At 39.0% G+C, this 22,996-nt stretch carries 19 protein-coding genes; 14 read left to right on the forward strand and 5 right to left on the reverse strand.

Annotated features, from left to right (window positions below; genetic code table 11):
* Position 1 precedes the first annotated feature (1 nt).
* The 3 genes from Q0976_RS00685 (at position 2) to Q0976_RS00695 (ending at position 3,287) form a co-directional block, all read left to right on the forward strand.
* Complete coding sequence (locus tag Q0976_RS00685; protein ID WP_299489807.1) at positions 2 to 475, forward strand: hypothetical protein; 474 nt, start codon at positions 2 to 4, stop codon at positions 473 to 475.
* 130 nt (positions 476 to 605) lie between these two features.
* A complete protein-coding gene (gene prlC, locus Q0976_RS00690; RefSeq protein WP_299489809.1) occupies positions 606 to 2,648 on the forward strand; it encodes an oligopeptidase A in 2,043 nt (680 codons plus the stop codon).
* Positions 2,649 to 2,756: 108 nt separating this feature from the next.
* Positions 2,757 to 3,287: a thioesterase family protein gene (locus Q0976_RS00695; RefSeq protein ID WP_299489811.1), complete on the forward strand. Its 531-nt coding sequence runs from the start codon at positions 2,757 to 2,759 to the stop codon at positions 3,285 to 3,287.
* Between the two features lie 60 nt (positions 3,288 to 3,347).
* Here Q0976_RS00695 and Q0976_RS00700 read toward each other — a convergent pair whose 3' ends face one another.
* The gene (locus Q0976_RS00700) at positions 3,348 to 3,983 is read right to left on the reverse strand and encodes a glutathione S-transferase family protein (RefSeq protein WP_299489814.1); all 636 of its coding nucleotides are present in this window, start codon (positions 3,981 to 3,983) and stop codon (positions 3,348 to 3,350) included.
* 185 nt (positions 3,984 to 4,168) lie between these two features.
* Between Q0976_RS00700 and Q0976_RS00705 the strand changes: the two genes are divergently transcribed.
* The 4 genes from Q0976_RS00705 (at position 4,169) to Q0976_RS00720 (ending at position 11,212) form a co-directional block, all read left to right on the forward strand.
* Positions 4,169 to 4,858 carry a DNA-3-methyladenine glycosylase I gene (locus Q0976_RS00705; protein WP_299489816.1) on the forward strand — a complete coding sequence of 230 codons (690 nt, stop codon included), beginning with the start codon at positions 4,169 to 4,171 and terminating at the stop codon, positions 4,856 to 4,858.
* Positions 4,859 to 5,358: 500 nt separating this feature from the next.
* Positions 5,359 to 6,501: an efflux RND transporter periplasmic adaptor subunit gene (locus tag Q0976_RS00710; RefSeq protein WP_299489819.1), complete on the forward strand. Its 1,143-nt coding sequence runs from the start codon at positions 5,359 to 5,361 to the stop codon at positions 6,499 to 6,501.
* A 10-nt stretch (positions 6,502 to 6,511) separates the two neighbouring features.
* Complete coding sequence (locus Q0976_RS00715; protein ID WP_299489821.1) at positions 6,512 to 9,649, forward strand: efflux RND transporter permease subunit; 3,138 nt, start codon at positions 6,512 to 6,514, stop codon at positions 9,647 to 9,649.
* Positions 9,650 to 10,690: 1,041 nt separating this feature from the next.
* Positions 10,691 to 11,212 (forward strand): LemA family protein, encoded by a 522-nt coding sequence (locus tag Q0976_RS00720; protein ID WP_299489823.1) that lies wholly within the window; start codon positions 10,691 to 10,693, stop codon positions 11,210 to 11,212.
* A gap of 46 nt (positions 11,213 to 11,258) precedes the next feature.
* Here Q0976_RS00720 and rlmJ read toward each other — a convergent pair whose 3' ends face one another.
* On the reverse strand, positions 11,259 to 12,101 hold the full coding sequence (rlmJ, locus tag Q0976_RS00725; protein WP_299489825.1) for a 23S rRNA (adenine(2030)-N(6))-methyltransferase RlmJ: 843 nt from the start codon (positions 12,099 to 12,101) through the stop codon (positions 11,259 to 11,261).
* Between the two features lie 124 nt (positions 12,102 to 12,225).
* Here rlmJ and Q0976_RS00730 point away from each other — a divergent pair, with 124 nt between their 5' ends.
* The 4 genes from Q0976_RS00730 to Q0976_RS00745 all read left to right on the forward strand — a co-directional run bounded on the left by Q0976_RS00730 (position 12,226) and on the right by Q0976_RS00745 (position 16,735).
* A complete protein-coding gene (locus Q0976_RS00730) occupies positions 12,226 to 13,008 on the forward strand; it encodes a class I SAM-dependent methyltransferase (protein WP_299489828.1) in 783 nt (260 codons plus the stop codon).
* Between the two features lie 333 nt (positions 13,009 to 13,341).
* Complete coding sequence (locus Q0976_RS00735) at positions 13,342 to 13,875, forward strand: TnsA endonuclease N-terminal domain-containing protein (protein ID WP_299489831.1); 534 nt, start codon at positions 13,342 to 13,344, stop codon at positions 13,873 to 13,875.
* On the forward strand, positions 13,875 to 15,713 hold the full coding sequence (locus tag Q0976_RS00740) for a Mu transposase C-terminal domain-containing protein (protein ID WP_299489834.1): 1,839 nt from the start codon (positions 13,875 to 13,877) through the stop codon (positions 15,711 to 15,713). Before Q0976_RS00735 ends, Q0976_RS00740 begins: the two co-directional genes overlap by 1 nt.
* A complete protein-coding gene (locus tag Q0976_RS00745) occupies positions 15,710 to 16,735 on the forward strand; it encodes a TniB family NTP-binding protein (protein WP_299489836.1) in 1,026 nt (341 codons plus the stop codon). Before Q0976_RS00740 ends, Q0976_RS00745 begins: the two co-directional genes overlap by 4 nt.
* On the opposite strand, the gene Q0976_RS00750 is transcribed toward Q0976_RS00745, so the two are convergent.
* Together Q0976_RS00750 and Q0976_RS00755 are read right to left on the reverse strand one after the other, a co-directional pair.
* Positions 16,717 to 18,120: a DEAD/DEAH box helicase family protein gene (locus Q0976_RS00750; RefSeq protein WP_299489838.1), complete on the reverse strand. Its 1,404-nt coding sequence runs from the start codon at positions 18,118 to 18,120 to the stop codon at positions 16,717 to 16,719. The genes Q0976_RS00745 and Q0976_RS00750 overlap by 19 nt on opposite strands.
* Complete coding sequence (locus Q0976_RS00755) at positions 18,117 to 18,683, reverse strand: hypothetical protein (protein WP_299489840.1); 567 nt, start codon at positions 18,681 to 18,683, stop codon at positions 18,117 to 18,119. Before Q0976_RS00755 ends, Q0976_RS00750 begins: the two co-directional genes overlap by 4 nt.
* 221 nt (positions 18,684 to 18,904) lie before the next feature.
* On the opposite strand from Q0976_RS00755, the gene Q0976_RS00760 reads away from it, so the two are divergent.
* Both Q0976_RS00760 and Q0976_RS00765 read left to right on the forward strand, forming a co-directional pair.
* The gene (locus Q0976_RS00760; protein WP_299489842.1) at positions 18,905 to 19,225 is read left to right on the forward strand and encodes a helix-turn-helix transcriptional regulator; all 321 of its coding nucleotides are present in this window, start codon (positions 18,905 to 18,907) and stop codon (positions 19,223 to 19,225) included.
* A gap of 97 nt (positions 19,226 to 19,322) precedes the next feature.
* A complete protein-coding gene (locus tag Q0976_RS00765; RefSeq protein WP_299489844.1) occupies positions 19,323 to 19,796 on the forward strand; it encodes a peroxiredoxin in 474 nt (157 codons plus the stop codon).
* Between the two features lie 178 nt (positions 19,797 to 19,974).
* Here Q0976_RS00765 and Q0976_RS00770 read toward each other — a convergent pair whose 3' ends face one another.
* Positions 19,975 to 20,484, reverse strand: a complete 510-nt coding sequence (locus Q0976_RS00770; protein ID WP_299489847.1) for a DUF4262 domain-containing protein — start codon at positions 20,482 to 20,484, stop codon at positions 19,975 to 19,977.
* A 229-nt stretch (positions 20,485 to 20,713) separates the two neighbouring features.
* Between Q0976_RS00770 and Q0976_RS00775 the strand changes: the two genes are divergently transcribed.
* Positions 20,714 to 22,981, forward strand: a complete 2,268-nt coding sequence (locus Q0976_RS00775) for an AHH domain-containing protein (protein ID WP_299489849.1) — start codon at positions 20,714 to 20,716, stop codon at positions 22,979 to 22,981.
* Positions 22,982 to 22,996 lie beyond the last annotated feature (15 nt).

Below are 22,996 nucleotides of genomic sequence, written 5' to 3' on the forward strand. Positions count from 1 at the left end.
GGTGCCAAAGTTCGCGTTGTTTATTTTATGCTTTATGTATTTGATGCCATGTGTAGGGGGGGAAAAGGTTGTATTCGTCGATAGTGATGGAAGCTTTTCTCCTTCTTCACAAGAAAATTATAATGGGACGGATCCTCGTGTATTTATTAAAAGTGATATGGCAATGAAAGTTAAAATGTCATCCCATTCCTCTATGAGCTCACCTTCTCAGAAGATTAAGCCAAAACTCACGGGGATAATTAGTTTTCAATTAAAACCTGATGTTGAACTTGAGGCATTTATTCAAAATTATGCTATTGATATTCATTGGAAAAGTGATTTTAAAGTCGTGGATGCCAAACCAAGTACTTCGTTAAACTTAACTAAGCTAGCTGATATAGAATACTTTTTTACCTTAGCAGAGCAATTGGAAGCCAGCGACGATGTACTATGGGTCGAAATCGGTCGAGGGGATCGCCGTTTTTTAACAAAATAAGACGTTATTTGAAATCCTCCAAGTTTAAATGAACACGAGAAACTGGCTAATTTATGTTGTTGGTCATTGAATAATACGATTTGCGCCCATATTTTATTAATGATGACAATATCAATTGCTGAGGACAGCCATGAATAATCCCTTGCTTACTGGTTCAGAATTACCTTTATTTTCTCAAATTCAACCCGAACATATACAAGTTGCTGTTGAGCAGGCGATTGGGAAGTGTCGCAGGACTGTCGATGCTATTTTGGATAAACATACCGACTTTACATGGGAGTGTTTGGTTGCTCCTTTAGAGCAAGTTGATGATGAATTAAACCAAATTTGGTCACCTATTTCTCATATGAATGCCGTAGTGAGTAATGATGAATTACGTGCTGCCCATGATGCATGTTTACCTTTGTTGTCTGAGTACGGAACATTTATTGGTCAGCATCAAGGTTTATATCAAGCTTACAAATCATTGAGAGAGTCACCTGAGTTTGATGCCATGAGCCTGGCTAAGAAGAAGGCGATTGAAAACAGTCTAAGAGATTTTGAGTTGTCGGGAATTGGTCTAAACGATAATGACAAAGCGCGTTATGGTGAATTGGTTAAGCGGATGTCAGAATTGACGAGTCAATTTTCAAATCAGCTATTAGATGCAACCCAAGCTTGGAGTAAATTACTCACAAAAGAGGAAGAGCTTGCTGGTTTACCTGAATCGGCTATCGCTGCAGCTAAGGCGATGGCAGAAGCAAAAGAGCAATCAGGATGGTTGTTCACTTTGGATATTCCGTCATATTTGCCTGTGATGTCTTACAGTGAAAATAGAGCGTTAAGAGAAGAATGCTATCGTGCATTTGTGACTCGAGCATCGGATCAAGGACCTTTTGCTGGCCAATATGATAATGGCCCATTGATGGATGAAATCGTCTCATTACGTCATGAATTGGCACAATTACTCGGTTTTGATAGTTTTGCGCACAAATCATTAGCCACTAAGATGGCAGAGACGCCTGAGCAAGTATTAGACTTTTTAGGCGAATTGGCTAAGCGTTCTAAAGCTCAAGGTGAAACTGAGTTGGCAGAATTAACTGCTTTTGCAAAAATGCATTATCAGGTGAGCGAGCTGGAGCCTTGGGATATAGGATTTTATGGCGAAAAACTAAAACAGCATGAGTATGACATTTCACAAGAAATATTAAGGCCTTACTTTCCTGAAAACAAAGTTTTATCAGGGCTCTTTTATACTGTTTCTCGTTTGTTTGGATTGACGGTTACTGAGCTTTTTGATTTTGAAACTTGGCATAAAGATGTCCGTATGTTTGAAATTCAAGATATTAATGGCACCGTCAGAGGCCGTTTTTACTTGGATTTATATGCTCGTGAAGGCAAAAGAGGTGGGGCTTGGATGGCTGATTGTCGAGTCAGGCGTATGACAGATAAAGGCTTGCAGTCTCCAGTTGCATTTTTGACTTGTAATTTTAATGGCCCTGTCGATGGAAAGCCTGCTTTATTTACGCACGATGAAGTTACCACATTATTTCATGAATTTGGTCATGGAATACATCATATGTTGACTCAAATTGATGTCGCTGACGTATCGGGCATTAATGGTGTTCCTTGGGATGCGGTTGAATTGCCCAGTCAGTTTATGGAGAACTGGTGTTATGAAGCTGAGGCGTTAGCTGAAATTTCGGGTCATTATGAAACGGGTGAACCTTTACCCCAAGCATTGCTTGATAAGATGTTAGCTGCTAAGAATTTTCAGTCTGGCATGATGATGCTAAGACAACTGGAGTTCTCATTATTTGATTTTAGATTACACCTAGAGTTTGATGCGAATAAAGGGGCGAGTATTCAACAGACATTGGATGATGTACGTCAGCAGGTCGCAGTTGTTAAAGCCACTGACTTTAATCGTTTTCAGCATGGGTTTGCGCATATTTTTGCTGGTGGGTATGCTGCTGGTTATTATAGTTATAAATGGGCTGAAGTCTTATCAGCAGATGCCTTTTCATTATTTGAAGAACAAGGTATTTTTAATCGAACTACTGGGCAGCGTTTCTTAGAGAATATTTTGGAAATGGGGGGCTCAGAAGAGCCTATGGTGTTGTTTACTCGTTTTAGAGGCCGTGAACCTAAAATAGACGCCTTATTACGCCATAGTGGTATTCAAGCAGCTTAAAGCGTAAAGGGCACTGTATCGTGCCCTTTTTACTTTATTGATGTTTGCCATCTGGTCAGACCTTTGCTAGCATGCTGTTTTATTTTTGTTGTTAGGTAGTCATTTTTCATGAACCTGTATTTTAGGTTGTTTTGGTTATTAGCATGGCGTAGTCGTCGTTGTGGTGAGATTGATTTTCTAGGTACCAGCCGTATTAGCTATCGTGCTTTGCCCTCTGATTGTGATATTAATTTTCATCTGACTAATTCACGTTATCCTGCTTTTATGGATTTAGCGAGAACCTACATGTTGGCTGAAATGGGTCTATTGTCGCGTTTTATTAAGTTAGGCTGGATGCCCATTGTTAATGCGGTTGAATTTACTTATATTCGTGATATTAAACCGCTTGCTAAATTTGAAATTGAAACAAAATTAGTGGGGTGGGATGAGAAATATTTTTATATCGAACAACGTTTTGTCAGCAATAAAGGATTACATTGTATCGTCCATGTTCGAGGTGTATTTGTGTGTAAAGGTAAACAAGTGCCTATTGATTCCATGTTAAAAGAGGTGGGCTATGAGCAGACTACGCCTGCGTTACCCGCTGAAGTTCTCAAATGGAAAGACTTCCTACAGTTAAAAAAACAAAATAACAGTTAAGCTGACTTTTATTGAAGGCTTTAATGTTTAATGTAATTTTATTTCTTCTGTTTTTTCATGTTAAGTTTCATTCGAGCTTTCTATTTCTGCGAGCTCGATTTCTTGTTTGACTTGCAAATAAGATCCTCGTAGCTGAGCTTGCATCCAATATCGTCCTAAATGTTCGTAGTCAAGTAGTTGAAATTCATTCTGTAAACTGAATAAGCAGGGAATTAAGCTACAATCGGCCAAACTGAAGTGATCGCTACACAGCCAGTAACTGTTGTGTAATTTATCATCTAGTTCAGTGAGAAATACGGTTATATTGTTTTTTAGTCCCTTAATTTTAAGTTGATCGATTGGTGGCTGATTTTTTTCAATTTCAAAGTGTGATAGAGCTTGATGTAAGTCATGTTCAATTAAGCGGTCATAAAGGCGTATTTCAAGTGAGTGCTTCATATGTTTAGGCAATAATTGGGTACCGGTTTCTAAAATGCTATCGATTAATTCAATAATAATGCTGGATTCAGGTAGCTTAGTGTCATCATGAAGCAAGAGTAATGGTAAGCGAGTTAAAGGCGATAAACTTTTAAAATCATGTCTAGATTGCGCATGATTCAGATCAATTACCTGAGGGTGAAAGTAGGCCTGTTTTTCATATAAGGCGATTAACACCTTTTGTGAGTGTCGGCATAAGGGATGATAATACAGCTTCATGGAATAGGGTACCAGCCTAGTGTTTCTTAAATATAAGTATAGTCGGATTCTTTTCTTTATAATGATTTTCATGCTGCTTTATTTACGTTGATATAAATCTGAGATTATGATTATTCTGTCTATAGACAAAAGGGATTTTTAGCGCGTAGACTATTGAGTATTAAATATTATTATTAGTTGTTTATATGAATTATTTAGAATCATTTTCTACCATTTATCAACGAGCCTGTGAAAGAAAAGGTGGTGAAGATGGGCTGGAAGCACTGCTTTCTCCTGTTAAAACGGCGTCACAGATTGTCCAAACTCCTAGCAATAGATTGTTGTCGGAACTCAGTAAGAAAGTCTTTCAAAGTGGATTTATATGGCGGATTGTTGACCTTAAATGGCCAGCCTATGAGCAAGCTTTTTTTGATTTTGAGCCGATGAAAGTATTAATGCTATCTCCTGAGCAATTGCAGGCAAGAGCAAGTGATCCTGCGTTAATCCGTCATCAGAAAAAGACCCAAGCCATTTATGATAATGCCTTGATGATGAATGAATTGGAGAGGACTCAAGGTGGATTACCTCAACTTATTAGTAACTGGCCTGAGGAAAATATTATTGGTTTATGGGCATTATTGAAGTCAAAAGGGGCACGATTGGGTGGGAATACGGGCCCATATTTTCTACGTTCAATTGGTAAGCCTACATTTGCTCTTACGAATGATATACAAGGTTATTTTAAAAGTCACAAGCTAATAGATTATGGTTTTTCAAGTAAGAGTGGCCTTAATCAGGTTCAGAATGTGTTTAATGTTTGGCAACAAGAAAGTGGGCGAAACTTAACCGATTTAAGTCGTATTTTAGCATTAAGTGTCGGTGACAATAAGGTTTAGAGCGTATTGAAAGTCTGTTTTCATTAATTTAAATTAAGTGACTTTTCTTGAATGGATTAGCCAATCCTTTCAAGTAATGTCATTAGTGTGCGACTATTTGTAGGTCACTTGTAATTATTTGGTTAATTATTGTTGTTGCTTTAAATGTAATGTTTTTACTTATTCGTTTCTACTTTTTTAATGACAGAAAAATTTCAAATAAAAAGTTTTTTAACTATATGTTTTTTTAATTATAAATTTAATTGTTATCAATCATTAAATAATTTTAATAGCTTAAAGTTATTTAAATTTTTTAAAAGGGATTGTTTATCACTTGGACCTTACACTAGTATTGAGCTAATACAGAAAGTTATTTTTTTATCTATACTTTGGTGCAGGTAAAAGCGTTGAGAACAATACCTATGATATATCATAGTTATATAAAATAATGTGGTATAACTTTCTGTTTCAGCAAGTGAAATTATTTAATTCCTTTATATCTTTTTATGTTTGGAGTGTCTATGAGGCAAAGAATCTATTTTGCCACGGTGTTAAGTACACTGTTTCTTATTTCTGCTTGTCATCAAAATGAACAAAATCAATTACCTAATACGGATCCAGCAATTGATGTTGGAGTTATTACTGTGTCATCCAAAGCTCAAGCAATAAAAGTTGAGCTTCCGGGAAGAGCTGTGGCATTTTTAGAGTCAGAAGTGAGGCCTCAAGTTGGGGGGATTGTCATGAAACGCAGTTTTACACAAGGGGGGTTTGTGACAAAAGGCCAATCTTTATACCAAATTGATCCCTCTCAATACAAGGCAGTATTAATGAATGCTCAAGCTGAATTAAGGAGCGCAAAAGCGACCTTGTCTTCGGCTCAATCTAAAGCTAAGCGGTATAAAGTGTTACTTAAAACTAATGCCATCAGCCAACAGGATTTTGATGATGCCCAAGCTTTGTATAAAGAAGCACAAGCACAAATAGCGGTGAGCGAAGCCAATGTCAATACAGCAGAAATTAATCTTAAATATACTGAAGTGACCGCACCTATTTCTGGAAAAATCGGTAAATCAAGTGTGACAGAAGGCGCGTTGGTGACCGGAAATCAAACGGATGTCCTAGCATATTTACAGCAAATTGATCCTATTTACATCGATATACAGCAATCGAGTAATCAGTTAAATGACTTTAAAAAGCAAATTAAAAATGGTGAACTTAAAGCAAATACAAAGAACAATGTTCAGCTTATTTTAAATAGTGATTCTTTTTATTCTTCCCTCGGTAGCATTAAGTTTTCTGATATTAATGTCGACGAGGGGACGGGAAGTGTGACGTTAAGGGCCCAATTTCCTAACCCTGAACATGAGCTATTACCTGGAATGTATGTCAGGGTACTACTGAATGTAGGAGTTGATGAAAAAGCCATACTCGTACCTCAAAAGTCTGTGACACATAATGTTAAGGGGCAAGCTGTTGTTATGCTTGTGAATAGTGATAATAAGATTGTTTCTAGGATTGTGACAACGGCAGAGGCGATTGATAATCAATGGCGTATTGTTGATGGATTAGAGGTAGGTGACACTTTAGTGATCAGTGGGTTGCAAAAAATACAAGTGGGTAGTTTGGTTAATCCGACACCTGTTTTAACCTCAACAGAAAATTAGAGTATTGTAGATGGCACGTTTTTTTATTGATCGTCCGATATTTGCTTGGGTTATTGCCATTATTATTATGTTATTTGGTATTTTAGGCATAACACGTTTGCCCATTTCACAATACCCTGATATTGCTCCGCCAACGATTGAGATAAAGGCTAGTTACGCGGGTGCTTCTGCAGAAACGATGCAAAACAGTGTGACTCAAGTGATAGAACAGCAAATGATTGGTTTAGATCATTTGCGGTATATTTCGTCGAGTAGCGACAGTTCAGGATCGGCAACCATTACCTTAACCTTTGACGCTGAAGCCGATCCTGATATTGCACAAGTTCAAGTGCAAAATAAACTGCAATTAGCGACGCCACTTTTGCCACAAGAAGTGCAAAGTCAAGGGGTGAGTGTCAATAAGTCAAGCTCAGGCTTTTTAATGGTGATGGGGTTTGTTTCTCAAGATGGCTCTATGTCAAAAGGCGATATTGCTGATTATGTGGGGTCGAATTTACAAGAACCGATTAATCGTATTTCAGGTGTTGGGCAAGTACGGGTTTTCGGTGCCGAATATGCCATGAGAATTTGGTTAAATCCACTTAAGCTTGCTCGGTATAATTTAACCAGTATTGATGTTGAATCAGCCATTACGGCACAAAATGCTCAAGTCACAACAGGGCAGTTAGGCGGTTTACCTGCTAAGGCTGGTCAAGAGTTAAATGCGACTATCACGGCACAAAGTCGCTTACAAACCGCGCAGCAATTTAAAGATATCATTATCAAGTCCGATACAACAGGCAGCCTTGTGCACTTATCTGATGTGGCCCGAGTCGAATTGGGTTCTGAAGATTATTCTGTGAACTCTTTTTATAACGGTAAGCCTGCTTCTGGTATGGCGGTGGTTTTAGCCACAGGAGCGAATGCATTAGCAACGGCTGAAGCGGTTAAAGCTAAAATAAATGAGATGAAGCCGTATTTTCCAGAAGGGATGGAAGTGGTCTATCCATTTGACACCACCCCCTTTATTGAAAAATCGATTGAAAATGTTGTACAAACTTTGTTTGAAGCTATTGTGCTTGTATTTCTTATTATGTATTTGTTTTTGCAAAATTTCAGAGCAACACTCATTCCAACTATTGCTGTTCCTGTGGTGTTATTGGGGACTTTTGCTGTCTTATCTTTTGCAGGGTTTTCCATTAATACATTAACTATGTTTGCAATGGTCTTAGCCATTGGTTTACTGGTTGATGATGCGATTGTGGTGGTTGAAAATGTTGAACGTATTATGGAGGAAGAGGGGCTCAGCCCTTTAGAGGCAACAAAGAAGTCAATGGGGCAGATCACGGGAGCACTCGTAGGAATTGGCCTGACTTTATCTGCAGTGTTTATACCTATGGCCTTTATGTCAGGCTCAACGGGAGTGATATACAGGCAGTTTTCTATCACGATTGTGTCTGCAATGGCATTATCAGTGTTGGTCGCACTGATTTTAACGCCAGCACTTTGCGCGACCTTACTTAAGCCTATTCCTAAAGGTCAAAAACATGATAAACGTGGCTTTTTTGGCTGGTTTAATCGCACTTTAGCGAGTTTATTGGGCCGTTATCAGAAGAATGTCTCCAGTATGATAAAACGTACGGGCAGAGTGATAATGATTTATTTAGTGTTGATTGGTATTGTGGCTTGGGTATTTGTGCGTATGCCGACAGCTTTTTTTCCTGAAGAAGATCAAGGCGTGTTGTTTACTCAAGTGGCGTTACCGATTAATGCTTCTTTGGAGCAAACTGAGGCGGTAATAAAGAAAGCCACTGATTATTATTTGAATGAAGAATCGAAAAATGTGCGCTCTGTTTTTGGTGTCGCAGGGTTTAACTTTTCAGGTAGTGGCCAGAATATGGGTATGGCGTTCGTTGGCTTGAAAGACTGGTCTGAACGAAAGGGGGTAGGCCAAGATGTGCAATCGATTGCTAATCGAGCAATGATGGCCTTTTCACAATTTAAAGAGGCGGTAGTGTTAGCGTTTGCGCCGCCAGCAGTTATACAGTTAGGAACGTCTAATGGCTTTGATTTTTATTTACAAGATAAAAATGGCCAGGGTCATGCCAAGTTAATACAAGCGAAAGATCAGTTACTGCAATTAGCGGCTAAGGATCCTAAGCTCGTGGGGGTGCGCATGAACGGCTTAGAAGATGCACCCACCTATCAGCTGCATATTGATTATGCAAAATTGAGTGCGTTAGGTGTAAGCATTAGTGATGCAACAAGTGTGCTTACGACAGGTTGGGCGAGTGATTATGTTGATGACTTTATTGATCGGGGCCGCGTAAAAAAAGTGTATGTGCAAGGTGATGCTCCTTATCGCATGCAGCCAGATAACCTCAATGATTGGTATGTCAAAAATAGCCAGGATCAGTTAGTGCCTTTTTCAGCTTTTACGACGGGAAGTTGGGAGTTTAATGCGCCAGGTCTGCAACGTTTTAATGGGTTATCTGCTGTTAATATACAAGGGGCAAGTGCAGCGGGGGTGAGTTCTGGAGAAGCCATGAAGGAAATGGAAAAGCTTGTTGCACAATTACCTCCTGGATTTGGTATTGAGTGGAATGGGTTGTCATATGAAGAACAATTGTCAGGTGGGCAAGCTCCTATGCTCTATGTATTATCAATTGCTTTTGTTTTTTTAGTGTTAGCGGCATTATATGAAAGTTGGTCAGTGCCATTGGCTGTGATCCTTGTTGTGCCTTTAGGGGTGATAGGTGCTCAGTTAGCCATGAGTAGTCGAGGGTTTTCAAATGATATTTTCTTCCAAGTTGGATTGCTAACGACTATTGGTTTAGCGACGAAAAATGCCATTTTAATCATTGAATTTGCAAAAAGTTATTATGATAAAGGGGATAGTTTAGTTGATGCTACCTTACATGCGATTAGAGTGCGTTTAAGGCCTATTTTAATGACATCCCTTGCATTTGGATTAGGTGTGTTGCCGCTGGCTTTAAGTACAGGGGTGGGCGCAGGAAGTCAGAATGCAATAGGGACTGGTGTGGTGGGAGGAATGCTTAGCGGCACTTTCTTAGGGATTTTCTTTATTCCTATTTTTTTCGTGGTTGTTGAGCGCATATTTAGTCCTAAAGAAAAGCAATTAGGGATCAATAATAAAAACTCAAGCTGACAGAAAAAATAATGCAGAAATGGTTGGTATATTCCAGCCATTTTTATTGGCTTAATGTTTTTAAAGGTAAAAAAAAGACCCATAAGAATGGGTCAAGGGGATAGTGTTAACTGACTTATTGCTCGTTAAAATGGATGAGTACCATCGAGTTCAGCAATAGGCTTCACAATATGGGGTTAGTATAAAAGTTTAGTTCTGTATCTTAGCTGAATACGGCATATAAATTTGAACAAAATGTGCATTAAGAGCATAAAACGATTCTGACAGTCTGTAAAAAGGTGGAGTAGGCAAAAAAAAGACCCATAAGAATGGGTCAAGGGGATCGGTTTGCTTAAATCAGTTTACTTAAGCATTCTGTTAGTAACAGAATGAAAGTATCAACTTCACAATATGTGATTTAGTATATAAGTATTAAGCTGTATTGGTGCTGAATAGTAGATAAGTTAGCTCAAAGGGCATAGGTTATTTGAAAGAAGAGTGAAGTAAAGGGGCGGGGTGATAGTATTAATAAAAAAGACCCAGAAAATCTGGGTCAAAAAGGCATTATTAGTCGGTTAGAGCTAATGTATATAATTTACTCGATTAGCTGACTCACGTATCTTAGATTAATGGAGTATTGACTTTTCTAGTTAGTGTTTTTTTATTTTTATCTTGTTGTTTGTAAATAAATTATTCATTTATCGTTATGTGTTTATTGATATCAGTTTTTTATTGTCAAATATATTGATATAGCTTTTGTTTTTATCTTTACTACTGAAAAGTATGTAGTTTTTTTACTGCGGTATTTATTTACTATTTTCAGGTTGGGCCGGTCAATAAAATGATTTCCTTTCTCAAAAGCTTTATTTAATTGTAACAAAATATGTAATAACAGGGGGGGGATTATTCAAGGAGGCGAGTATAAATTTGAAAATATATTGATTTAGTTAGACATGAGATTTTTTATTGCAGTAAAGTGAAAATCGGTAATGAGTAGATTTTTTTGTAGAAATAATGGAGAGTAAGATTTCAAGCTATAAATTGTGAAGATAGGACGGATTGATGGAAGGAATAGTATTCGCAATGGGTTTATTACTTGTGATGACTTATCTATGGATCATGAGTTTATTTAAAAAACGCCAAGCCGTACTTGACGCTTTAGGTATAATAGATAGCTATGTCGCTAAACAAACAAATTTGATTGATGAATTGTTGGCTTTGAAAATAGAAGTGTCTATGGTTTCAATAATAGCAATAACGCGTCGTTTAAAAGCTGATTATAAAAAGCTTAAACAAGTTGAAGTCACGCAGCATTTTGTTGATATGCAAACATTTGAGCAATTAATGCAGCCCATTTTAAGCAAGCTTGAAAATAATCGTGAATTGACCCAACAGGCAGCGGTATTTCAAACAATACAATCTTACCAAGAGCTAGCCGAGTTAATAAAAGGGGCATATCAGTTTTATAATGTGGCTGTCAGCGAATTTAATACAGCCGTGAATGTGTTTCCAGGAGTGATGATTGCTTATATTTTAAGAGTTAACACTATGCCTTTGTATCCAATTAAACGTCATTTGTCATAGGAATAGCGTGTGGTTAACACGCTAGTAATACCTTGTTAAAGCAGCGTTATTCATCAACTTCTAGTTTAACAATGGTTTTTCCACTTTTTTTACCCAACAAAGGGGCAAGGTAATCTAATGTGTCTCGGGCAGAAGAGTCTAATTTCCACGGCGGATTTATCACCCATAACCCTGCTGCTGTCATACCAAACTCATGACTATCGGCTTGGATGGCTTGCTCAATACGGAGTTGGTTTTTGATCCCAGATGTGGCGAGAAGTTGGAGCATTTCTTCTGTTTGTTCTCGTTTTACCACAGGGTACCAGAGCATATACACGCCAGTTGAAAAACGTTTATGGGCTTTTATGATGGCATGAGCGACGTTTAAGTAGTCGTCTTTTATTTCATAGCTGGGATCAATTAAAATAACCCCTCGGCGTTCTATTGGGGGAACGGCAGCCATTAACCCTTTGAGCCCATCTTTTTTGACCACACGAATCTGTTTATCACCTTCAAATTGCTCGGCTAATATTTGATGATCGCTTGAATGGATTTCATGCAACACCATGCGATCTTTTGGGCGCATATTCATATCAACAAATGCGGGCGATCCCGGATAAAAAGCGAGTTGATTGGGATCGGGATTAAAATGTTTGATATCAGCGATGTACTGCGCCAGTGGAGTGGGTAAGTCTGTTTTATCCCATAACTTTGCGACACCATTGAGGTACTCACCAGTTTTCTGAGCAAATGGATCTGAAAGGGAGTAGCCTCCCGCCCCAGAGTGTGTGTCGATATAAGCCAATGGTTTATCTTTTTTATGAAGGAGTGAAAGCACTTGAAGTAACATACTGTGCTTTAACACATCGGCATAATTTCCGGCATGATAACCGTGACGATAACTGAGCATGAGGATCCCTGCAATGAGAAGGTGTATGGATAATGGTAAGAATTATACCTAGCCTGAAGCGAGTGGGATACTAAGTGAGTGTCTTTTTTGGCATAATAGCATTAACTTCATTATTAACTTCACTATGAGTAATATAAATATTGTGACTTCATCGGCCCAGTCTACTCCCATTTTTTTTAATCGACATTTTCCGACTCTTGAAGCAATTTGTGAGCGTTGGTCATTACATTTTGATAAAAATGCTCAATTTGAACTTGTTTTTGAACACAATATGCTGACTTTATTGAAACGTGATGAACCTAAACTCAAGGGGATTTGTGTCGACTTTGTGTCTGGCGCCGTGGCCCATAGGCGAAAATTTGGTGGTGGGAGAGGTCAATCCATTGCAAAAGCTGTGGGTCTAAAAAATGGGGTGACGCCGAGCGTGGTTGATGGCACTGCAGGCTTGGGTAGGGATGCGTTTGTGTTGGCGAGTTTAGGCTGTGATATCACTATGATTGAGCGCCATCCTGTGGTGGGGGCATTATTAGAAGATGGTCTGCGCCGCGCCTATGACGACGCGGAAATTGGTGAATGGACACAGCAAAGAATGCGGTTAATGCCGGGGTCCAGCTTACAGGCATTACAACAGAATGTATCAAATATTGATGTGGTTTATCTCGATCCCATGTATCCTCACCGAGACAAATCGGCGTTAGTGAAAAAAGAAATGCGGGTGTTTCAATCCTTAGTCGGTGCCGATCTCGATGCTGATGATTTATTAACCCCTGCTATGGCGCTTGCGAATAAAAGGGTGGTGGTGAAGCGCCCAGATTATGCTGACGATTTGAACGGTATAAAGCCCAGTACCGTGATCAAGACCAAGAAAAACCGTTTCGATGTTTATGTCAAAGCGGCAATGAAATAATGGGGAATGAGTTCAAGGTTGAGTATGACATCTGTTGTCGCTGAACCCATACTTTGACATAAAACACCCATAGTCTGACAAATTTAACCCATACTCTGACATAAAAATGGTATTTGTAATTTAGTTACATATACCATTTTAAATCACTTCAATTAGTTACGTAAATATTTAACCAACCATTGACAAAATTTTAAATGAATGTACGTTAAATGTACTCTTATTGCTCGAGTTTTGCTCATGTATATTAGGAATTTACGTAAGCCTTCCCCGAATAAAAATGTGTTTAAATTTTCAAGTCAAAAAGTTAGCAACACCATCATGTGTGAAAGCTCATTGGAATTCGATGCATGTTTTCATCATGAGTATAATGAAACTATTGAGACATTTGCCAGTCAGCCAGAAGGTTTTTATTACCGCTTTGAGGGGAAAAAGCTACCTTACACGCCAGATGCAGTTATTTACGATATTCATGGGACGGTTAAGTTCCATGAATACAAACCGTATAACAGAACTTTTGACCCTGTTTTTAGAGCTAAATTTATCGCTAAAAAAGAAGCTGCTCACGAGATGGGTTGTGAGCTTATACTTGTCACAGATAAGCAAATACGTATCTATCCAATCTTAAATAATCTCAAATTACTTCATCGGTACTCTGGTATTTATGGGGTGAGTGATATGCAATATGAGCTACTAAAATTAATTAGAAAATCAGGCTCAACTCGGCTTGAGAAAGTTGCTGAACAATCAGCGCTGACAATGGGAGAAACCCGCTCTTTTCTTTATTCATTAATCAATAAAGGTTTATTAAAGGCAGATCTGAATGAAGATGACCTAGCTTCTAATCCATTAGTGTGGGGAATTGAGTAATGGAGTTTAAAGACGAGTTTAGAGGCGATAAATTAATTAAGAAACCCGATACGCCTGCTCAATATATCAAGTTAGATGATGCTGAGCTAGTGAAGAGGGACTTAGAAACATTTCCTGATTTTTTGAAAGAAAAAGCGCTTGATAAATACAAACTAATTAGTGTTATTGAGCGAGAAAACTCGGGTGGCTGGACTCAAAAGAAACTCGATCCAATTCTCGATAAATTGTTTATTGCTAATAGGGAGGAGAGGCCAAATTGGCGAACAGTAGTGCGTTGGCGTAAGAGTTACATTGAGAGCAATGGCGATTTAGCTGCACTGGTTGTTAAACGTCATAAAATGGGTAATAGGAAAAGCCGAGTTGAGGGGGAAGAGGTTTTTTTTGAGCGAGCATTAGTCCGTTTTTTAGATGCCAAAAGACCTAAAGTGACGACAGCATATCAGTATTATAAAGATGCCATCACTATTGAAAACGAAAATATTGTTGATGGACAAATTCCTATTATTTCTTACAATAGTTTTAATAGACGAATAAAATCACTACCACCTTATCCAGTAGCAATTGCCAGACACGGTAAATCATTAGCTGATCAGTGGTTCGCCTATTGCTCTTCTCATATTCCGCCTACTAGGATCTTAGAGCGAGTTGAAATTGATCATACGCCGCTTGATTTAATCTTACTTGATGATGAATTACGCATTCCTCTGGGGAGACCCTATCTCACCTTAGTCATTGATGTCTTTAGTGGCTGTGTTTTAGGCTTTCATTTGAGCTACAAGGCACCTTCTTATGTCTCAGCGGCTAAAGCAATCGTACATGCGATAAAATCTAAATTACTCGATGGTATTGGGTGTGATTTTCAGAATGGCTGGCCTTGTTATGGAAAGTTTGAAACCTTAGTGGTGGATAATGGTGCTGAGTTTTGGTCTAAAAGTTTAGATCATGCTTGTCATGAAGCAGGGATCAACGTTCAATATAACCCTGTCGGTAAACCTTGGTTGAAGCCATTGGTTGAGCGTTTCTTTGGGATGATTAACCAGTATTTTTTAGTGGAACTACCAGGTAAAACCTTCTCAAATATTCTTGAAAAGGAAAATTATAAACCTGAAAAAGATGCCATTATGCGCTTTTCAGTTTTTGTGGAAGAGTTTCATCGTTGGATTATTGATATTTATCATCAAGATTCAGATTCACGAAACATTAAAATCCCAATAAAGCAATGGCAGCATGGTTTTGATGTCTATCCACCATTGCTAATGAGTGAGGAAGATGAAGAGCGTTTTAATGTGCTTATGGGGCTCACTTATGAAAGGTCTTTAACTAGAAATGGTTTTAAATTTGAAGAATTAATGTATGACTCCACAGCACTGGCTGATTATCGTAAACGCTATCCGCAAACTAAAGATTCAATAAAAAAACTCATTAAAGTCGATCCTGATGATCTTTCATATATTCATGTGTACCTTGAAGAGTTAGAAGGCTATCTTAAAGTACCTTGTACTGATACAACGAGTTATACCAAAGAGTTAAGTTTACATGAGCATAAAGTGATTAAAAAAATTAATCGTGAAATGGTGCGAGAAAATAAAGATGACTTAGGGTTAGCTAAAGCGAGGATGGCAATTCATGCTCGAGTAGAACTAGAGCAGGAGATATTTAATGGAGCCAAAACGAAAGCAAAAATCTCAGCAGTAAAGAAACAGGCCCAGCTGGCAGATATTAGCAATACTGGCCAAGGTACGATTAAATGTAAAAAAGACGAACAGCGCCCAACTGTCTTCGACGCATTAGATAATATTCTCGATAATTTGGATGATGATTTAGAGGCTTTTGAATGATTATGTTAAGCCACATTCAAATGGAACAACTACGACGATTTAGTGACTGCTGTATCATGCACCCAGCAATTAAGCGTATTTTTAATGATTTTGATGAGCTAAGACAAAATCAAACGCTTTTTTCGGAGCCTCAGTGTATGTTACTCACAGGTGATACAGGGGTGGGTAAAAGTCATTTGATTAATAATTATAAAAAAAAGGTATTGGCTAGTCAGCGTTACAGTCATGATACTGTACCTGTGTTGCTTAGTCGTATCCATAAAGGAAACAATCTAGATGCTACTTTGATTCAAATGATCTCTGATTTGGAGTTATTTGCAAGCCATCAAAGGAAGAAGCGTGGCTATGCTGTTGATCTGACAAAAATGCTGGTCAATAGTTTGGTTCGAGCTAAGGTTGAGTTGCTTATTATTAATGAGTTTCAACAACTCATAGAATTTAAATCACTCCAGGAGCGACAATTAATCGCTAATGCACTGAAATTTATTAGTGAAGAAGCAAGAGTACCTATTGTTTTAGTGGGCATGCCTTGGGCCAAAAAAATAGCTGAAGAACCACAATGGTCATCACGCTTGGTACGTCGAAGAAAGTTGGAATATTTTAGCCTTAAAAATGACATTAAGTATTTTCGTGAATATTTAATGGGATTGGCAAGGTATATGCCATTTGATGAACCACCAAAACTAGAAAGTAAACATTTTTTCATTTCACTGTTTGCGGCATGCAAAGGGGAAAACCGTCGATTAAAATACATATTATATGAAGCGTTAAAAATAGCACTTATTGATAAGGATAATACTCTAAATATCGAGCATTTATCTTATGCTTATGAACGTTTTCTAAGTGATCGAGAAGAAGAGGAAGTGCCCATTAACCCCTTTATTCAACCTATAGATGAAATACTTATCTCTGAAGTCATTAAACCATCTAGGTATAATCCTAGTGCACTTCTTGAAGAAGATAGGGTGATAAAGCCCGTATTTTCAGTGCCAAAAACATTAGCTCAATTATTGGCTAAATGAATATCAAACATCTTGACTATTTGTTCTTTGAAGCCACCAATTAATGACAAGTTATAATGATTTTCCTCTTCAATATCGGTCAGTGTTTGTTGTGGGAATTGAGTCGACTCATTTAATAAATGTAAGTCAATACTGGGTTGGTTATGCTCGGTATTTGGTGGTGAGGTTGGTGCTTGTTGTGTCTCTAAATTAATTGTGAGCTCTTGAGGCTCATTTTGTTTTATAACTACGGCAGCATCAGGTAAATCTTGTTGAATACGATAGGCAAAAGCCGAGAGCGTTTTTTCCGCTAAGGTGAATAGCCAAGCTTGTTGTTTTTCATCTGCACTCACGCGCAATATTCGTCCCAACACTTGACGGTAATGCATCTCAGTTTTAATGAGACTTAAATGACAACACACTTGTAGTCTCGGAATGTCAGTTCCTTCAGAAATCATGCCCACACTGACTATCCATTGGATTTGGCTATGCCTAAAGGATGCAATCACTTGGGTGGGGTGTTTCAGTTGTGAGGTAACAATGCAAGCGCTCTGATTTAACTCTGTGGTTAACATATGCAAGATGAGTTTGGCATGGGTAATGGACGCCGCGACGACTAAACCGCCAGCTTGAGAGTTTGACAACCTGATGTCTGAGAGCTTATTTATGCCTTGTCTCAGGATATAACGCATAATTTCTGGGTGTGTAATGAGTGCTTGATAGCTTAATAGTGAGTGTTCCAGTAATTCTGAAATGGATGAAAAATCATCCGTTATTTCATTGGTTTTTACTTGAATTTTATCATTGTCAATGAGAACAATATTAGGGATTCTACATATGTTGTCTTTTACAGCTTGTTGTAATCCATAAATAAAATCACAATGAATAGTATTATCGGGTTCGGTAAATTTGGATAAAACAATAGGCGCCTTGTCCGATCGCCAAGGCGTGCCAGAAAGTGCTAAGGTATAGGCGGCATTATCTTGAATATTAAGCAGTACTTCTTCTCCCCATGCGTTGGCATTACTCAGCTCTGTGCCTTTAAGGTGATGCACTTCATCCATAATGACCAAGACCTTATGAGTTTTTAATAGCATCCAAAATTCAGGCGTTAGTGAAGGCATAAATTGATAAGTATAGACACTGCCTATAGCCCCCATTAATCCATCAAAACGCTTGTGCAGTCGATGAGTAAACGTGCGCTGAATACTCTCATTCACTTCTGATGACGGTGAGAAGCAGAGAACAAAATCAATTTTATTTATTTCAATTAATCTTGCTGCTAACTCTGCGGCCATGACAGTTTTTCCTGCTCCTGGTGTGGCTAAACACAAGAAGTGTTGTTGACTTCGATATAAGTGCAACGCGTTTTCTACACAAGTTTGCTGCCATGCCCTTAATTTCATGATGGCAAGCCTTGAAGCTCATTCAAACAAACTTCTATGGCTTTAATTCTACCGACTAAGGTGGAGCTTTGATTTCTCGCTTGCATGTATCGTGGATATAGCGATGACTTAGCGTAAGGAAACTCTTCAAAAAGTCGTTTAAATTCTTCGGCTTCACCAATGCTACTCAATAAATCGACTTGATATTGATTAAGCGTGGTTTTCAATTGGGTATGAGCACTCGTCGTTGTTGGCGCAGGTGTAGGTGCTGAAGGGGGAGTCATATTTATTTTCTGGCCTTTGCGTGGTTGGCTGGCAATGAGCTGTTCTGGATTAAATAAGGCTGTTTTTGAAAAAATATGAGTTTGTTTTTTGGAAGTGGTATGTGGCTTCTTATCGATAAACCCAGCTTGATGTAATCGCCTTAAGCCACGGTAGACTAATTGTGCGGTTTCTTTTGTATTTGCCAGAGGTAAGGCTTTAATACACATGTTTTTCAATTGAATAGCTGTAAAATTTCTTAGGGTTTCATCCTGTAAAATATTCAGCAGTGTTTTATTTATCGGGATCAATGATGAGGTCACAATATTTACCAATTATTATTAATTTCAATATGTAATGTGCCACTCCATGACAGTTTTTTAAGTATCAATACTCATGTTTTTGCTTAGCTACTTGCTTGTTTTACGTTTGATCTTGTTTAAAACTTGACAAGAGAACACAAAAAGCTAAGGATTCCTTAGTATACCTCAAGTGAAAAAACGAAGACAATCTAAGTTATCTAGGATCAAATAATGACGAATACGTGGCGGATAAACTTACCAACCCATTGCCTTTTAGGCTCAAACAAGCAAGAACTGCCTTGGGGATCAGCCAAAAGCAGCTGGGCCTTCAGCTAGGTATGGATCCTGGTACTGCGAGTACGCGCATGAATCAATATGAAAAAGGTAAGCACACACCTGATTTTAATACCTTAAAGGCAATGGCCGATGAGTTAGGTGTGCCTGTGGCTTACTTTTTTTGTGAGTCAGAAACCACAGCAAAATTACTATGCCTACTTGAGAACATGGATGAAGATAAGAAAACAGCCTTACTTAATAAATTGTCTTCAGAAAAAGAGGAGTAGTGTCATTTTTTGAATGCTTCAGTGGTGGTTTCTTGTATGTTAAGCTGCTTATATTAGCTTTTTTAGTCCATTAATCTACAAGTTGAGTGCAAAGATAATGATCGCAACAGGCCAAAAACTGCCCCAATCTACCTTAAGTGAACTCACCAAAGATGGCATGGTTACCCATGACGTCGCTGAGTTATTTGCCAATAAGAAAGTTGTTTTATTTGCCGTACCAGGCGCCTTTACCCCAACATGCTCCGAAGCGCACTTGCCCGGTTTTGTGGTCCTCGCCGATGAGTTTAAAGCCAAAGGTGTCGATATCATTGCTTGCGTGTCGGTCAACGATGCCTTTGTAATGAAAGCGTGGGGAGCAGCACAAAACGCATCAGAGTTAATGATGCTAGCTGATGGTGATGCCAGTTTTACTCAAGCGTTAGGGCTAGAGATGGATACGGCTGGTTTCGGCGGCGTACGTTCACAGCGTTACGCGATGGTGATAGACAACGGCGTGGTAACTACGCTTAATGTTGAAGCGCCAAAATCATTTGAAGTCAGTAAAGCGGAAGTGATTTTAGCAGGGCTGTAAGTCAAAGCTGCTAGGGCTTTAAAGTCGATCCTGAGCTCAAGATTAAGTAGAAATTGAATAAAGCAGTAAGCGCCGGAGAGGCGCTTTTTTTGTGGTTGGTTGTGCTTGCTGTCTATAACTCTTCATTTTTTAATAGTAAGAAAAGCGAGGCTGCGTAGTCTGAGCATTTAGGGCTGCTTTAGTGCCTCGTATCGATAACCCAAGGGGTAAAATAGTACTGATAACAAGCTTTGTTGTAACCTTCTTCGTTCGGGTATAACCCTTGGTCATTTTGCCAAAGTACTTGCACCACTTCAGGTGAATATAGCTTCTGGTATTGTGGGTGAGTGCGATAGAAATCCATATTATGTCTGAACATGGACTCACCGTTATAGATCACATTAAATTTTAATATAAGCGGCTTGCCGTTATCGTATTCAATGAGATCGTCCCTGGTGTTTAGATTGACCCCATTTTTAAGCCAATCTTCTGCGATGCGGGACAAAATGATTTTATTGCTTTCCAAATCTCTGGATGAGATCAATAAATCCGGTAAACCATGGGCGCACATGCCAAAGGTCACGGTATGCTCATCATTGGGATGACTAAAGCAAAAACCATGCTTTTCTATGTATTCGATTGTTTGCTGATTAATGGTCGCTATATCGACCTCTTCTCGCTCAGGTGTGTCACTGCCCCATTTTTCCATCGTCTATCCCTTTACGGCTGGTATGTTTTGCGCGCCAATTTAGCGCATTATTGACTCACTTTCTACCCTTGAGTTATGAAAATGTACCCACAACAGGACAAATAAATCCCTTTTATTATTAATCAATTGTGGTAAATTAACTGCTCTTAGGGAAGAGCTGCCATTTTTAAGTAAAAGTTTTAAGTAAAGGCGTACTTAAAGAAAGATAATAAAGGATTAAGGAAGCGGTATGTCAGGGAAGGTAGTGTCACTCCATCAATTGATGGAGCATGAAGCGTTAAGCATTGAAACGGATTTTACTCATCTAAAAGATAACGAATTAAAGGCTTACCTTGCCACAGGCGAGTCATTAGCCAGTCTTAAAACCGCCCTCACTCGCGGTGACAAACTCTTACTGGCCGACAAACCCACAAAGCCCATGTTCATTATCGGGTTCCCTGATACCGAACTCAGCATGGAAGATAGACTAAAAGTCATTCTTCACAGTCTTAAGCCTGCGCAAGTCAGGCAGGTTAATCCTGCCATCAACAATGACTATCCAAAGGACGTGATTAAAGCCATCGATACCCGCTTAGGCACCGCAGGTGGCATGATTAATATTGGTGGTAACGCCTATCAAAGTCCGTCATCGGATAATCTGCATCCGCCAGCGGAAATGCCTAAACGTACGAAAGAGCCGTTAGTAGCAGATCCTAAGTCTGAGCCACCCAAAAAGAAGGTGGCTGATACCTTTGCCATGGCGCCTAATCGGCTTATTTTTAAATTGGTGTACGACGATAAAGAGCAAACCAAGGCGGCCAATGTGCCTTATACCGTCATCATGGAAGACGGTAAAAATACTCAAATCACAGGCACGCTCGACAAACATGGCAAAGCGGATGTGCAGCCTGATACTAACCACGCCGCTTATATTTTGTTTGGTGATGAAGCCTTAGCGGCTGAGGCGCAAAAGTCACTTGATAACGCCTATTCCAAGCTCGATAACGCCATTAATAACAAAGCCAAACAAAGCGCTCAACATGCTTTTGATAAGCTTAATCAGCAACAAAGTCAGCAACAAAAGGTACCCGTTACCCAAGCCTTTGCAGATGCCGTTAATCACAAACTGGATGAGCTTAACCAACAAAGCCAAGCATTTAATAATCAGTCTTTTTTAAGTCAATCCTGGGACATGGCCAAGGCCACCCAATCCGGTGCCACCAGTGGCGTGACCGAATACTTACCCGACTTAGGGGATTTTGGTGAGCTGCTCGATGCGGCAGACATTAATGTCACTATGCTCATTGAGGCCATCGTTACGGGCGATGTGGATGCGCTTGAGGATAAATTCCAAGCATGGAAAGAGCGCGGTAAACAAGGCATGTGGGAAGCTGCCGATACCATGGAAATGCTCATTCTATTACTCAGCGACAGCCAAGGGAGAGAGCTGATCGCCAGTTTACCGGCGCGTATGTTGGCGGCATTGCCCCGCGATAAAGTGGTAGAAATAAGTGCGTACCATGCCACGCAACTGGGTATGGATATCGCGGTAGTGTCAGGCGGTACCGCTTTAGGTGCGTTTGCCGGAGGCGTAGGCGCCCCTATTGCTGGTGCATCACTCTTGCTTGCAGCTAACGGCCGCAAAGCAGGTAAAGTATTAGAAGAAACCGTTGAAGTCTTAGGCGAGATGAAAGACGCCCTTAAAGTAGTACGTAACAACAACACCAAAAAACAGCTGTATAAAAAAGATCCCTCCATTCCCAACGAACAATCAGATCTCAATACCCGCACCTTTGTGACGCCTTTGAGGGAGAAGAACAACAATAAAAAACAAGATGATGAAGAGAAAACTTACAAGTGTGACTGGAAAGATTGTAAGGGGAAGCATAAAAAACCTATTCATTATCCAAATAAATTAAAATTAAAACGCAGTAATAATTACGAGAAAAAATGGGTACAGGAAGGGTTAGAGCCTTGGATAATTCATGGGGCTGGTATAGACAGTAAAGCAAGTCCGGAAGAGTATAAAAAGGCTGATGGAAGAAAGAGTATGGTTGCTAAAGCAATTCAATTAAATTACCCCGCTTACCATACTCAAAAACATCATTTGATTTCGATTCATTTGTTTAAACAATTTGATAAATTAAAGAAGAATGCTGAATTAGCTGGCTACGATGTCAATCATCCTAAAAATGGCATTTGTTTGCCCTCTTTTAAATTCGACATCATTCAGCATGATTTACAGCTACATAAAGGGCCACATCCTCAAGATTTATACAATGATAAAATTGAGCCGTTTTTAGAAAAGTTAGAAGTCAGGTTGAGCAAGATTTGTTCAGACAAAGCTGATGGGAAACATCATCAAAAAGAAACGATAAAACAGCTTGATACGCTATCTAGTTACCTTTATAAGAAAATTAAAAACTGGGATTATTTGCTTAGAACAGAAGCTTTGGAAGATCGAGATTTTGCTAAGCAACGGTTAGAAAAAATAAATCAAGAACTAATAGGGGTATAAATTATGTACTGGATA

Origin of the sequence: uncultured Shewanella sp., from assembly GCF_947501665.1 — a bacterium.
In the GTDB taxonomy this organism is placed as follows: Bacteria; Pseudomonadota; Gammaproteobacteria; order Enterobacterales; family Shewanellaceae; genus Shewanella.